We start from the raw sequence: 13,466 nt of genomic DNA, 5'->3' as shown, positions 1-13,466 counted from the left end.
AACATGGATAAGATTCGTTACGATTTTCCATACTGCCAAAAGACCGAAGAAACCGAACAAAACAATAGTTGCATGGGGCAGTTTGATGGCCGCATTTCCTGCGAATATTTCTTCAGTACAGGCAAAATGGAAGTGGATATCCGCTAGGCTGTCCACTTCTATCTTTTAATTTAAATCTGGAAACTGATCTTTCAACTGATCATCCAGTGTATCTGCCCAATGCTCAAAATCGCTGATGAACGTAGACAGTTCATTGAAGTCGATCCCTTTAATGTCGCGTTCAAAAGCAGCCCAAACTTTGGTGGTATTGGGAATGAGCGTGAATTTGATCCCGAATTTCTCTTCGTTCAGCTCCAATAGTCGGCGGTAAAATCCAATCAGTTGATTGGTCGTCGGTACCTCCATGACTGGAGACAGGATGCGGATAAAATCGCGGCGAGTACCGTTGTCGTAGTTGAGTTTGTGGATCAAAGTCTGGATGGTCGCAGTGCCTTTGGTCCACAGCCAGTACTCCTTATCTGGAATGTAAACGGTGTGCCGATCCAGGCCTACAGATTCAGCATAACAGTGTACCATTTCAACAACTTTATTGTACTGCACGTCGGCAGGATGGGATGGGTTTTGTGTGTTTTCCATTCTTGAGGTTTTATTGAATCTAACTCAGAAATGATTTACTTCATTATTCGCTAGCCTTTTGCAAAATAGTTGACAATCATGCAGCGGCGAATCCGGCTTGTCCTCTCATCCATGCTGGACGAAACCCAATAACAAAATCTGAACGATGGAGTCCTTTTGGTGAAAGATCTTCATCAGGTAGAATTTCAGTATTGTTTTGTTGAACCCAAATATTTCCGGTATTAGGATTAATATCCAGGTGCAGCAGTACTTTATAGCTAAATCCTTGTTCAGTCCAGCCATTCCTAATCAAGATGAAATGATTGTCTTCCAAATCAACAACAGCAGCATAATCTTTGGTTGAGCCAAGAGATTGATTTCTTTCTGTGGCTAGATTTTTAAAGTATTTGCTTAAGATCTCTTGCCGAATCTTGATCTTATCACTTAATGTTTCCATTGGATGATGGTTTTTGTCAATTCATTAAAAATGAAATAACGAAGGTGATAATCTTCAATAGAATTGGAAATTCCAATTCGGTTAAATTCAAGATCAAATACCTCTCTTGGTACTGCTAGATAAAGTGTTCGATCTGGTTCCAATCTATTGAGGCCAGATCTATAGTTTAGGTGTTGACCCAGAATTTGATGAAATTCGTAGGCAAATGAAAGACCTAAATAACTTTTGGCCTCAACTGCAATTTTCTCGGGGCCTTTTTCAGCTGCGATAATTTTTTCTGCTCCAAAATCGATCTCCCAATCAGGGTCATAATCTTTTAGTACATACGGATCTTGAGTGATGATCCATCCTTCGTTAACCAATACTTCACGGATGATTTCATGAACAATATCTCTTGCCATACATTACGAGTATTATTGCACTGCCAAAAATAGAGAAATTTGAGGATAAAAACCATGACTATTACCCCAATTTTACCGAAGTCATCGTCAAAGAGCCCCCCACTGCTTTGTCGTTGAAAAACTGAACGGGGTCATTTTTTTTGTCCTGCAACCCAAGAATGTACAACAAGGGATAATAGTGATCTGGAGTTGGAATGGCCAACTTTGCTGATTTGTTCAAACTTTCGTATTGAATCAAGGGTTGGTGATCGCCTTCTGAGATGTGCTTTTTGAACACATCGTTCATTTCCCAAGCCCAATCATAACCATAAGATTCCTCCTTGATGCGATCAAAGGCGGCCATACCCAGATTGTGTACCATGTTGCCACTGCCCACAATGAGTACGCCTTTTTTGCGCAGCTCCGCCAATTCCTGGATCAATTCATAGTGGTATTGCGGTGATTTGTAATAGTCGATGCTCAATTGCAGCACTGGAATATTGGCCTCAGGATACATGTGTCGAATAACAGTCCAGGTGCCATGGTCGAGGCCCCATTCGTGATCGAGACCAACGGTAGTTTTGGTGATTATTTTGCTGGTCGCTTCAGCCAGTATCGGATCGCCAGGTGCCGGATACTGCACATCAAATAAAGCTTTGGGAAATCCCCCAAAATCGTGGATGGTGCGTGGGTTTGGCATCGCCGTAACATGGGTGCCTCGGGTAAGCCAATGCGCAGAAACAACCAGCACCGCCTTTGGGACTGGAATGTCAGCAGCCAGTTTTTTCCACTGGTTGCTGAATATATTGTCTTCGATGCCGTTCATGGGCGAACCATGCCCTAAAAACAAGAGCGGCATTTTTACGTCTTGTTCTTCCAAGTCATCGCGGAAGTTTTGAAAAGATCCCATGGTCATCATAGCGGCAATTCCAGATACGGTTTTAATGAATGTCTTGCGGTGCATGAGCAAGTCGTTTTGATGAAAACACCAAGGGTCGAAAATTAGTTGTATATACATTGAATTTCAAAACCCCCATTTCATCAAAATGCAAAAGTAAAGCAATGGAATTTTTTCATTATTTAAACCAAATGCGATTTTAACGCATTCTCTTTGAGTTACTTTTCACCCACCTAAAGTCACCGTTATGAAACTTTTTGGACGCATTTTATTGGGACTTGGCATCCTTATAGTCGGATTTATCGTGTACAACATGCAATCAGGGTTTCGTTACTCAGACAAGCAAACGCTTGCCTATTTCAAGAAGCGAAATATTCCGGTAAAAATTCGTACTACTCCTTACCTGGATAATCAGTTGCATTGGGTAGAAACAAAGCGTGCTTCGCTAAAAGATGATGCACCAGTGGTGATGTTCGTACACGGAGCTCCCGGTTCTGGTAGCGATTTTTACGGTTATCTCGCTGATTCTGCCCTGTTGGATCGGGCATTGGTTGTGGCGGTTGATCGTCCGGGGTATGGACATTCCATGTATGGAAAAGCCATGACTTCTATTGCAGATCAAGCCAAAGCCATCAAAACAATCATTGATCAGTACGCAGGACGTAAAGTAATTTTGGTAGGACATTCTTATGGTGGCCCCATTGTGGCCAAAACGGAGATGGACTACCCCGATCATGTCCAATCGGTGATTATGCTCGCCCCAGTCAATGATCCTGAGCATGAGAAAATATTTTGGTTTTCCTACATCGGTATTTGGAAAGCTACGCGCTGGATGCTTTCAGGTGCCTGGAGAACATCTGGCTCTGAGAAATTTTCGCATGCAGATGAATTGGCCAAAATACAACCGGGTTGGCATTCTCTTTCAAAACCCATTACTCATTTGCACGGCATGAAAGATGATCTCGCCCCCCCCATTAACATTGATTTCAGCAAGAAAAACATCCCCAGCAATATGTTGGATATGCACGTGATGCCAAAAGCAGGGCATTTGATTCCATTTTTCAATAAGGACGAAACCCGTCAGGTGATACTTCATGCCATAGGGAAGCCCTAGATTTTCTGAAGAACAGGTACTTTGTTTAGAAGGAATAATTTTTTATTCTAATGACAATCAATAATATAAGTGTAGGTTAAAAGAACCCTTACGACTATCTGCCCGGGTACTTGATGGGTAGGTCTGTCGTTTTTCGCATGGCGCTTTGCGTTTAATTTCGCCCTGAACCAAAACGCTAGACGCCATGCGAAATCCAATTTTCTATTTTGCCATACTGGTATTCTGCATCAGCTCCTGTACTGCTGAGCCCGTAGTCAGCCTAAGCGGCATTCCTGAAATACCTTCCTTCCTCGCAGAAAAATTAAAGCTACAAAGCATCAAAAACCAGCAACGTGCGCCGGGAAATGTTGAGCATCTCTTTATTGAAAAAGCAGAGGCGCAGTTTCCGGTCTTTGCGCAAGAGGCTAATTTTCAAGACCTGACAGTTCTTCAATTCAATTGTTTCACCATTTACCTCAGTCCCATGGACGAGCCTGGAGATTATTTGGCATTGCTGGTTTCCCCTGGCAGCAGCGCTCGCTTGTTGTTTGTGGAGTGGGGTTTGCAAAATGGCCTCTACTACCAGCAGGTACTGGCTTCCAATGGAGAGGGTATGCGTTTTTACGAGGGTGTTGGATTTGAGGGCGAAGAAAATGCCTCCACTTATGCTTACGTTGGCTCGCTGTACAAATGCTGCTTTGGCCCCGATGCCAGTCCTTTAAGTTGGTTGAATCGCTTCAAAAAAGATTGGGCCGAATTGTTGAACAACGACCCTAAAGAGTTGGCTACCTGGGTGCAAGGCATTCCTGTAGGGGGGATTCTGGCCATGTATGGTTATGCCGGGGTGTATTTGGATTGATTTGGAATATTTGGGTCGGCACTACGCGACTTTTTTTCACATGTGCATTCCAATCCCAGAGTTTTTTTATCTTCGTTTTCGCCTTTGGTAAACCTAAGACCTGCTCTAACCATCGTCAAAAACGAAATACATGAAATTTTTTCAGATCGCCTTGCTCATTGCAATTTGTGCCGCTTGCAGTAACCAACCAGCCGAAATACATGCTCCGGATACCGCATTGTATACAGACATTCAAACCCAACTCATCAATGCCAAACCTGGGGACGTGATAAAAATCCCTGCGGGAACGCATTATTTTGACCGTCCATTGCTCTTGGATGGGGTCAAGGGTGTGACGATTCAAGGTGCGGGGAAGGACAAAACCATTCTTTCCTTTTTGGGTCAAAAAGCAGGGGCAGAAGGATTGAGAATCACCGCAGATTCTGTCCTGGTGCAAGACCTGACCGTAATTGATTCCAAGGGTGACGCCATTCGCATCCAGGATGCCAAAAACATTACCCTGCGCAATGTGAAAACCACCTGGAGCGGCGGAGCCAAAGCGGCCAACGGTGGTTATGGTCTTTATCCCGTTGGTTGCGACGGGGTACTGATCGACAAATGCGAAGCCTCATTTGCTTCAGATGCAGGAATTTACGTTGGGCAATCGCGCAATGTGCTGGTTATCAACTCCTATGCCCACGAAAATGTAGCGGGCATCGAAATCGAAAACTGCACCAATGCTGAAGTGCGCTATTGTCGATCAGAACAGAATACCGGTGGCATTTTGGTGTTTGACTTGCCGGGTTTGCCTGCTGGCAATGGCAAGTCTTGCAAAATTCACCACAACAAAATCCTGCGCAACAACCACCGCAACTTTGCGCCAGAAGGCAATATTGTAGCGACTGTTGCACCAGGTACTGGCCTGATTTTTTTGGCGGCAAAAGACGTGGAAGTTTACAAAAATGAGGTAATCGGCCACAAAACCATGGGTGCGGCCATTGCCAGTTACCACATGACCCAGTTGAAATGGGACGACAAAAACTATGATCCATATACTTACGACATCAAATTGCACGACAACCATTTTGAACGCAAAGCCACCATTCCTGATTTGACCAAAGATTTTGGGAAAATGGTCAACGTTTATTTTCGAGGAAGACCACAAGACATCCTGTACGATGGAATCCTCGATGATAAAAAGCCCAAAGGTGCAAACCCGATGAATATCTGCATCGATCAGCCTCAAAACGGCCTGCGTTTTGCTAACTTGGATGCGGCCAATGACTTCAAAAACATTCAGACCAACCTCAAACCTTACCAGTGCAAGTAACCATGATCAAGCCTAACAAAATCTGGATGGGAAGCATCTTGCTTCTGAGTTGGCTCTTGTTGAACAATTGCCAAAATCAAGGGCCTACTAAAGAAGGCTTACTGGTAAGCGGACCAGTTCGTTTTGATGCGAACAAAGCCCCTTTTCCAAAGCTGTCAGCATACGCTTTTTTCAAAGGCATTCAAAGTGAGTTGAAACCCAACGCTGGCGTTCTGCCCTACGAATTGATCACGCCATTGTTTACCGACTACGCGCATAAATCGCGCTTTGTGTGGATGCCCAAAGGTGAAAAAGCCAGCGTAAACGATGAAGGTCGTCTGGAATTTCCGGATCAAGCAGTGTTGATCAAAAACTTCTACTATCCTGCTGATTTCAAGCAACCTGAAAAGAATTGGGACTTGATTGAAACCCGGCTTCTGATGAAGATAAAAGGAGAGTGGCAGGCTTTCACCTACGTATGGGATGAGCTAGAACACGATGCTGACTTGAACATCGTGGGTGATTTTAAGCCAGTGAGCTGGCAGGATGAAAAAGGGCGCAAACAGCGCATTGAATACGTAGTTCCGAATAAAACGCAATGCAAGAGTTGCCACAATCGCAATGAAAGCATTCAGCCCATTGGCCCCAAAGTGGCCAACTTGAACAAAGCACTGCGGTATCCGGACGGAAAAACCGAAAATCAACTGAGCCGCTGGCAAAAAGCAGGTTACTTGGCGACAGGGGATTACGGCAAACAGTTTGCCAAACTGGCATCCTGGAACGACCCCAAAAGTGGTTCTTTGGATGCGCGGGCCAGGGCTTATTTGGATGTCAATTGTGGCCACTGCCACCACCCACAAGGCCCTGCGCACAGCTCGGGGCTGTATTTGCAAGCTGATCAGGCTGACCCCACGCATTGGGGGGTATGTAAGCCTCCGGTGGCTGCGGGCAAAGGTTCGGGCGGGCGCCAATACGGTATAGTACCTGGCCATCCCGAATCTTCGATCTTGTTGTACCGCATGGAGAAAACCGATCCAGGAGTCATGATGCCCGAAATTGGGCGGGTGATGGTGCACCAAGAAGCGGTTGAACTGATTCGAGACTGGATTGCCGATCTGAAAGGGGATTGTAAATAAACACAAATATGGAGCTCAAGGCACTCAAACTATTGGTCATCAATCAAATTCTGGAAACCCAGGATCCGGCGGTATTGCAAACGGTAGCCAATTTGTTGAGTGCCTCTGCTGGCTCAGGACTCAATGCAGCGCCTTTTATTCCGGGAGAAATGGGGAATGAAAATTATACGGTACCCTTCTCGGAAGAGAATACCCGCGATTTGCAGCAATCCATTGATGAGCTTTTTAATCCTTGAGGATGGGGAATGTTAGGTTTGGGTACGAACTTTTCATTTGATTGCTAGTTGGGCGAAAGAGCTTGCATCAATGTGCAGGTCATGACTTTCTCCATCCAATATGCCTATTCAAAAAAATGACTTGTTTTTCATTGAAATAACTACTTTTTTTGTTTGAAAACCATGACATCTGATTATATGCTCAATTTGAATTACATCACCGATGCTTCAGGCAATCAAATCGCTGTTCAGATACCGATGAGCGATTGGCTACTCTTTCCAAAAAGAATACGAGGAGATCAAACGCAAATTAGAGGTATTAGTAGGCATTAAAGAGGCACTAAATGAAGTGCAACAAGCCCGTAAAAAAAATCATAAACTTCAAACTCTAACGGAATTTCTCAATGAATGTTGAAATTTTTATCTCTGATAACTTTCGCAGAGAAGCGAAAAGTCAAAATGCGTAGAGCAATAAGGGGCGTATTGGAAAGAAATGGCTAATTGTCCATTTTGTTGAATCCTTTATCGCGCATTCCAGCCCTCAACATCACACCTGCGGTATACAAAATCACCACAATAACGACCCAACGCAGGGCCACCATGGGCAAGGATTTGACAATAAAAGCAGCAATCAGCACCGCAAAAATGCTTGGTATGGCCATGCCCACCGCAGCCTTGCGGTTGTAAGCTCCTTCGCGGATAAACCGGATGGAAGCAGGAGGCATCAAGAATGCGCAGGAACCCATCATGATCGGAAAAGCCACCTGAGGTGACATGCCCAACGCAAATACCAGTGCCATACAAGGCGCATAAAGGCCAATGCCCACCGTCATCAAAGCGCCAAGTACAAAATTGGCCACTACCGCAAGGATCAACTTGCCACCTTGCAAGCCAATGGCGGTACCTCCACCCTGTATCCATTCCATGTTGCGGGCCAACATAAAACTTGCGGTAACCAGCAGCGCGCAACCCATCACCAAACGAAGTGTTTTCTCGGGCAGTTTGGCTACCACCCCAACCCCCAAAATCGCGCCAGCTGCTGCTGAGGCCAGCATCAACACCAGGGTAATTGGTTCTACTTTGATGACCGTAATGAAAATCAAAGCTTGAATCAAAACCGGAATGGTGTTGGCCACATTCATGGTGCCAGGCAAGAGCCGGTCTTCGGTTTGTTTGGTGAATTTCAGCAAAGCCGTTTGGGGGGCAAATGCGCCAATGCCCAGTACGTCGAAGAAATTCACTACAAAGCCGATCAAGCCGGTTTTGAGCCAACTGCTGTCTTCGAGTTGGTCTTTGTGTTTGTTGACATCGCTGATCAATACTGCGCTAAATACTACGGTGAGTATGGCCAGGGCAATCCAGATAAGTGTGATCATTTTTTGGTCGGGTTTAAAGGTTTGGCCTCTTCAAATTCCCAGCTTGCCAGCAGCACGGTTTGCGGATCGAGCTGTACTTTTTCGGGTTTGGTAGCTGCGGGAATAGAGAGTTCAATCGTTCGGGAAGATACCGGATGTACGCTAATTTCGGGGAGCAGGTCTCCGGTTTTGTACAATCCGACTTCGATGGAAAAATCGAAATTATAGCTACTGGGTTGGGTTTGTTGCAAGGAAATTTTGACCATTTTGCTGGCTGCATCGTATTTCCAGGAGCCTTTCATCGCAATGTAACCACCCTGGTACAGCCATTGGTTGAAGAAGGGTTGCAGGTTTTTCCCCGAAGCCCTTTCCATGGCCAGCCGGAAGTCGGTGGTAGTTGCATTGCCATTCATGAAGCGCTGGTAATAATCGCGAATGCCCGCATTGAAAGCCTGATCGCCCATCATTTTGCGCAGCATGTGCAAAATCCAGGCACCTTTTTGGTAAGTCAAACCACTGGTAACCGGAGCTTTTTCGGGCGAGCGGTCATCGATGATTTTGTAGCCAGGATCTTTGGCCAAGGCCGCATAAGTGGTCTTTCTGGCCGCAAGCAACTGATTTACAAATTCTTCGCGACCATAGGCATGCTCGATGAACAGCATGGTGAAATAGGTGGCAAAACCCTCGCTGAGCCAGGCATCGTCCCAGGTCGATTCGGTGACCGCATTGCCAAACCATTGGTGTGCCAACTCGTGGATGACTACATTGCGCAGACGGGTACTACGTTTGCCATCAACCAGTTCCTCTCCGTAAAAGATGGCCGAAGAAGTTTCCATGCCGCCTTTTACGCTGGGGGTTTGCACGTTGGCAATTTTCTCATACACATAAGGGCCAACGTAATCGGAGAAAAAGCCCATCACTTGTTTGGTCGGCTCCGCAAAATCATAAAAACCTGCTTCGTGATCCTTGTTGTACACCCAGGTCTGAATGGATTTGCCGTCGAACCAACCCACATATTGCACCGCAAACTCGGCTACGCCCAATACATACAACCAGGAAGAAACCGGTACATTTTGCTTCCAGTGGGTGAGTTTGGTTGTGGCATCCAGGTTGGTTTCTTCCATCAACAGGCCATTGGATACTACCTGATAATGGTTTGGAGCATTGACCAGGAATTCACTTGTGGCTTTTTCATACGGATGATCAATCGTGGGCAGCCAATGCCGGGCACGGTTGGGCCAGTTTTCGTTGAAAAAACTGCGATCGCCGTACCTGGTGGCCCCAATGCGCAGGCCATCGGCGGGAATTCCGTGGTAAGCAATGATGAGTTGGGTTTCGGCATTGGCAGTGGAGGGTTTCGACAGCTTGATCCACAATTCGTTATTGGTATGGGTGAAGCTTGTCTTGGCAGCCATTTCATAAACCGAATCAACGATCATGCCCTTGCCCAGCAGTGCTTCCGTTTGATTGACCAGGTCAAAGCGCAAATTGTCTAGTCCATCTTTTTTGAAAAAAATGCGCATGCTGGTTCGGCCATAAATCTGATCGTTTTCATCCGACAGCTTGAGCTCAAATTTGTAATGCAACACATCGATATTCAGGTTTTTGGGGTAGTTGTCGGCTTTGGCGGGGAATGTTTTGAGCAACAAAAAGAGGCAACTAAGCAGTATGCGGCACTTGGTATTCATTGGTATAGGTTAAAGGCTTGAAGATCCAGCGTAATCAAATATAAGGCCGTTTGCCTGAAGTTTCGCAGGAGTATTGTATTTTCATGTGAAAATCACACCATGCGTCGAGTTCTTCTCTTGTTGATCATTTTTTCAAGTTGTTTCCTTACTGGATTTACCCAACAGCCCGCTTCTCCGCTGGAGGCTTCTTTTGTGCAGTACCAGGCCATGAAAACAAGCACGAGCTATCCTCTAGACTGGATTCCACTCGGCCCCATGGTCAATTCCGCTCGCGCCGATGTGGTGCAGGTAGACCCCACCCATCCTGGCACCATGTACGTGGGCTTTGGTTCGGGGAGTTTGTGGAAAACGGTCAACCACGGGATCAGCTGGAATCCGATTTTTGAGGAACAATCTTCCTTTGGCATCGGCGATGTAGAACTCGCGCCTTCCAATCCTTCCATCATCTATCTCGGCACTGGAGAAAACCTCAAAAAGCCGCGCAACTTTACCCTGCCTGGCACCGGCATGTACTGCTCCGCCGATGCGGGTAAAACCTGGCAGCACATTGGGTTAGAAGACTCCTGGGCCATCGCCGAAATTGCCATTCACCCCAAAGACCCCAACATTGTTTTGGTGGCCGTATTGGGGCATTTGTGGTCTAAAAATCCGAATCGCGGCTTGTTTCGTACCCTCAACGGCGGCAAAAGCTGGCAAAAAGTACTCTACAAAGACGAGATGACGGGGGCTAACGACATCGTGATTTCGCCTACCAATCCCCTGGTGATGTACACAACCTTGTGGGAAGTGTACCCTGGCATCACGGGCAAAAACAGCGGCGTACACCGCAGTGCCGACGGTGGCAAAACCTGGACTCCTTGCACCAAAGGCTTGCCCTCTGGCCCAAAAGTGGGGCGCATCGGGTTGGCCGTTTCACAAACCAACCCGGCCAAGGCCTACGCTCTGGTTGACAACCTGAACAACGCCCGCGATGAAGCAGCCGAACTGTACAAAACCACCGACGGCGGCATTACCTGGAGCAAAACCCACGCAGGGCCTTTCAAAATTTTTCCCGGCATTGGCTGGTACTTTACGGATGTGTACGTCAATCCGAAAAACGACGAAGAAGTATTCTGTCTGGGGGTACGACTGGCCCACAGCACCGACGGCGGCAAAACTTTCACGTTCATTGGCGGCAAGGTCAGCCGCATGAATCCCAGTCTGGCGCAAGGCCTGCACCTGGATCAAAGCGAGCTGTGGATCAACCCCCAAAACCCGCAACACATCGCAGTAGGCAACGACGGCGGCTTTTACCTGAGCTACGACAAGGGACTGTCCTGGATGCATTACAACAACATTCCGACCGGAGAATTTTACGACATCACCATTGACCAAAAAAGTGAGACCATTTACGGTGGCACCCAGGATGATGCCACGGTATACGGCCCAGCGAAAGAAATCAATCCTCGTTTCCCCGATCCCTGGAAATACCTCTGGATCGACCCCTGGGATGGTGGCGATGGTTGTGTGAGCCAGGTAGACCCTACCGACGATGCCATTGTGTACTACAGCATGCAACACGGTGCAGCAGTGCGTCTGGATCGTCGGGCAGATACGACGCGTTCTATTCAGCCGGAATTGCCCAAAGGCAGCAAAGACACCTTGACGTTCAACTACATCACTCCTTATTTCATTTCGCCGCACCAGGGCCAAACGCTTTACCACGGCGGGAATTTCATTTTCAAAAGCAAAGACCGCGGTGATACCTGGAAAGTGATCAGTCCGAATCTGGCCAAATCGGCCATCCCGGCGAAAAAGTCATTTTCCACGGGGGCTTTGGTGGAGTCAAAACTGACCAAAGGATTGTTGTACGCGGGTACAGACAGAGGTGCTTTTTGGACGAGCAAAAGCGATGGCGCTTCCTGGGAGGAACATTCGCAGGGCTTGGCCAACAACTACATCCGCAGCATTTGCCCTTCACGTTTTGCTCCGTCGCGGGTTTACCTCGCCATGACGGGCATCAATTACGATGACCTGCACGGGTATTTGTACGTTTCGGAAGATGACGGCGCAAGCTGGGAAAGCATCGCCGTAGGCCTGCCCGATGAGCCAATCAACGTGGTTTTGGAAGACCCTACTTTGCCCAATGTCTTGTACGTAGGCACTTTGCGGGGCGTATACGTGTCGTTTGACCGAGGCAAGAGCTGGTCTTTTTTGGGCAAAAATATACCCGCCGCCGCTGTGGCGGACCTGGAAATTCATGAGGCATCAATGGATCTGATTGTAGCCACCCACGGCAGGGGCTTGTACAAGCTGAATTTGCGCCCCCTTCAGGCCTGGGCAGCCGGAAAGCTGGCGCCAGATCAGGATCACTTCTTTGAGATCCCAACTGCCAAGCGTCCCTGGTACAATTCGGCAGGCGGAGAGCCGGATTACCGGACGGTAGAAAAAACGCCGATTTCTTTTTGGTTGGGTACCGCAAAGTCGGTGACCCTTTCACTACGCGATGCGGCCAATAAAACGCTGTGGAACAAAACCATTGCCGGGCAAAAAGGCCTTAACCAATTTCGCTGGGATCTGGTGTTCAAACAACAGGAAAGCGATTACCCGTACTTTGTGCATTACGAGGAGTTTTTGCAGGCCGGAATGTATCAAATGGTACTGTCGGATGGAAAAAATGAGTTAAAGCGGCCTTTGGTGGTGGAAAATGGGGTGTCGCCTTATCGGGTGGAGCGGTGAAGGGGTGTGACTTGGGGACTTTATGTTATATTTATTTTATTGATAAACAATTAATTGATTATATTCGTTTAGCACTAACAATAAATACAAAAAAGCACTAAGACTGACCTGAAAAAATACAAAACAAGGAGAATTTGACTGATAATCAAGTGGCTAAATTTCATTCTAATAAACACAAAACTTTATTAATTTTAAAAAGTTTTTACCACACTAAAATCAACAACATGAGTAAAATTACAAAAACCATCAACATTTGCTTTTGCCTTGCATTGGCATCTCTTTTCGCTTGTAAAGAAGCACCTAAAAATAGTGCGCCGACCGATAAAGCGGCTATCACCGATGTCGTACAGAATTTTTACAAATGGTATCCTCCGGCGGGCATTGAGCGCATTGAGTATGTTGACTCAAAAGGCGAATTTTCAAAATTAGACACGGAAAAAGTGGCTGCCTATCACGCCGAAATGATGAAAAGCGGTTTTCTCAGCCAAGCCTACATTGACAATGACCTGGCATATCTGAAACAATACGAAGCGATCTGGGCAAAAGACAAGGAAAATGGCAATGAAGCCCCTTTATCGGGTTATGACTACAACAGGGTATACTGTGGACAAGATTGGGATCCTAAAGAATATACAACAGGCACGCCTAAAGTAGATCTACTCGGCACAAATCAAGCAAAGATTACCGTAGGCGCCAGCAAATTGGAATTGGTCAAAGAAAACGGAAAATGGCTTATTGCTAAGATTAGTTGTGAATAAAAAAAG

The 13,466-nt window shown here is 46.6% G+C and carries 13 protein-coding genes; 7 read left to right on the top strand and 6 right to left on the bottom strand.

All coding sequences use genetic code 11. The annotated features are described in order from the left end of the window. Positions 1–165 precede the first annotated feature (165 nt). The 4 genes from ABW391_RS08175 to ygiD form a co-directional block, all read right to left on the bottom strand. The gene (locus ABW391_RS08175) at positions 166–636 is read right to left on the bottom strand and encodes a YbjN domain-containing protein (protein ID WP_353481360.1); all 471 of its coding nucleotides are present in this window, start codon (positions 634–636) and stop codon (positions 166–168) included. A 76-nt stretch (positions 637–712) separates the two neighbouring features. Then, positions 713–1,072, bottom strand: a complete 360-nt coding sequence (locus ABW391_RS08170; RefSeq protein WP_353481359.1) for an element excision factor XisI family protein — start codon at positions 1,070–1,072, stop codon at positions 713–715. Next, on the bottom strand, positions 1,060–1,473 hold the full coding sequence (locus ABW391_RS08165) for an element excision factor XisH family protein (RefSeq protein WP_353481358.1): 414 nt from the start codon (positions 1,471–1,473) through the stop codon (positions 1,060–1,062). The genes ABW391_RS08170 and ABW391_RS08165 overlap by 13 nt, the downstream gene beginning before the upstream one ends. A 61-nt stretch (positions 1,474–1,534) precedes the next feature. Further along, positions 1,535–2,371 carry a 4,5-DOPA-extradiol-dioxygenase gene (gene ygiD / locus ABW391_RS08160; protein ID WP_502916317.1) on the bottom strand — a complete coding sequence of 279 codons (837 nt, stop codon included), beginning with the start codon at positions 2,369–2,371 and terminating at the stop codon, positions 1,535–1,537. A 226-nt stretch (positions 2,372–2,597) separates the two neighbouring features. Between ygiD and ABW391_RS08155 the strand changes: the two genes are divergently transcribed. From ABW391_RS08155 to ABW391_RS08135, 5 genes are all read left to right on the top strand, one after another. Then, entirely contained in the window at positions 2,598–3,464 is an 867-nt protein-coding gene (locus ABW391_RS08155; protein WP_353481356.1) for an alpha/beta fold hydrolase, read from the top strand. 184 nt (positions 3,465–3,648) lie between these two features. Next, positions 3,649–4,302 carry a hypothetical protein gene (locus tag ABW391_RS08150; protein ID WP_353481355.1) on the top strand — a complete coding sequence of 218 codons (654 nt, stop codon included), beginning with the start codon at positions 3,649–3,651 and terminating at the stop codon, positions 4,300–4,302. A 130-nt stretch (positions 4,303–4,432) separates the two neighbouring features. Further along, positions 4,433–5,611 carry a parallel beta-helix domain-containing protein gene (locus ABW391_RS08145; protein WP_353481354.1) on the top strand — a complete coding sequence of 393 codons (1,179 nt, stop codon included), beginning with the start codon at positions 4,433–4,435 and terminating at the stop codon, positions 5,609–5,611. Positions 5,612–5,613: 2 nt separating this feature from the next. Beyond that, positions 5,614–6,726: an SO2930 family diheme c-type cytochrome gene (locus ABW391_RS08140; protein ID WP_353481353.1), complete on the top strand. Its 1,113-nt coding sequence runs from the start codon at positions 5,614–5,616 to the stop codon at positions 6,724–6,726. A gap of 8 nt (positions 6,727–6,734) precedes the next feature. Next, positions 6,735–6,962 (top strand): hypothetical protein, encoded by a 228-nt coding sequence (locus ABW391_RS08135; protein WP_353481352.1) that lies wholly within the window; start codon positions 6,735–6,737, stop codon positions 6,960–6,962. Positions 6,963–7,438: 476 nt separating this feature from the next. Here ABW391_RS08135 and ABW391_RS08130 read toward each other — a convergent pair whose 3' ends face one another. Beyond that, positions 7,439–8,317 (bottom strand): sulfite exporter TauE/SafE family protein, encoded by an 879-nt coding sequence (locus ABW391_RS08130; protein ID WP_353481351.1) that lies wholly within the window; start codon positions 8,315–8,317, stop codon positions 7,439–7,441. Next, positions 8,314–9,984 carry a M1 family metallopeptidase gene (locus ABW391_RS08125; RefSeq protein WP_353481350.1) on the bottom strand — a complete coding sequence of 557 codons (1,671 nt, stop codon included), beginning with the start codon at positions 9,982–9,984 and terminating at the stop codon, positions 8,314–8,316. Before ABW391_RS08125 ends, ABW391_RS08130 begins: the two co-directional genes overlap by 4 nt. Positions 9,985–10,083: 99 nt before the next feature. On the opposite strand from ABW391_RS08125, the gene ABW391_RS08120 reads away from it, so the two are divergent. Together ABW391_RS08120 and ABW391_RS08115 are read left to right on the top strand one after the other, a co-directional pair. Next, a complete protein-coding gene (locus ABW391_RS08120; protein WP_353481349.1) occupies positions 10,084–12,702 on the top strand; it encodes a hypothetical protein in 2,619 nt (872 codons plus the stop codon). Positions 12,703–12,836: 134 nt separating this feature from the next. Beyond that, positions 12,837–13,460, top strand: a complete 624-nt coding sequence (locus ABW391_RS08115) for a YqhG/Tai3 family protein (RefSeq protein ID WP_353481348.1) — start codon at positions 12,837–12,839, stop codon at positions 13,458–13,460. Positions 13,461–13,466 lie beyond the last annotated feature (6 nt).

Source organism: Haliscomenobacter sp., from assembly GCF_040403615.1.
Lineage (GTDB): Bacteria > Bacteroidota > Bacteroidia > Chitinophagales > Saprospiraceae > Haliscomenobacter.
This window is presented reverse-complemented; position numbering and strand designations above follow the sequence as displayed.

Coding starts and splice junctions, on each gene's coding strand:
- ABW391_RS08165 (WP_353481358.1), bottom strand. CDS start 1,473: ATGGCAAGAGATATTGTTCATGAAATCATCCGTGAAGTATTGGTTAAC.
- ABW391_RS08130 (WP_353481351.1), bottom strand. CDS start 8,317: ATGATCACACTTATCTGGATTGCCCTGGCCATACTCACCGTAGTATTT.
- ABW391_RS08125 (WP_353481350.1), bottom strand. CDS start 9,984: ATGAATACCAAGTGCCGCATACTGCTTAGTTGCCTCTTTTTGTTGCTC.
- ABW391_RS08145 (WP_353481354.1), top strand. CDS start 4,433: ATGAAATTTTTTCAGATCGCCTTGCTCATTGCAATTTGTGCCGCTTGC.
- ABW391_RS08155 (WP_353481356.1), top strand. CDS start 2,598: ATGAAACTTTTTGGACGCATTTTATTGGGACTTGGCATCCTTATAGTC.
- ygiD (WP_502916317.1), bottom strand. CDS start 2,371: ATGATGACCATGGGATCTTTTCAAAACTTCCGCGATGACTTGGAAGAA.
- ABW391_RS08120 (WP_353481349.1), top strand. CDS start 10,084: ATGCGTCGAGTTCTTCTCTTGTTGATCATTTTTTCAAGTTGTTTCCTT.
- ABW391_RS08175 (WP_353481360.1), bottom strand. CDS start 636: ATGGAAAACACACAAAACCCATCCCATCCTGCCGACGTGCAGTACAAT.
- ABW391_RS08150 (WP_353481355.1), top strand. CDS start 3,649: ATGCGAAATCCAATTTTCTATTTTGCCATACTGGTATTCTGCATCAGC.
- ABW391_RS08135 (WP_353481352.1), top strand. CDS start 6,735: ATGGAGCTCAAGGCACTCAAACTATTGGTCATCAATCAAATTCTGGAA.
- ABW391_RS08170 (WP_353481359.1), bottom strand. CDS start 1,072: ATGGAAACATTAAGTGATAAGATCAAGATTCGGCAAGAGATCTTAAGC.
- ABW391_RS08140 (WP_353481353.1), top strand. CDS start 5,614: ATGATCAAGCCTAACAAAATCTGGATGGGAAGCATCTTGCTTCTGAGT.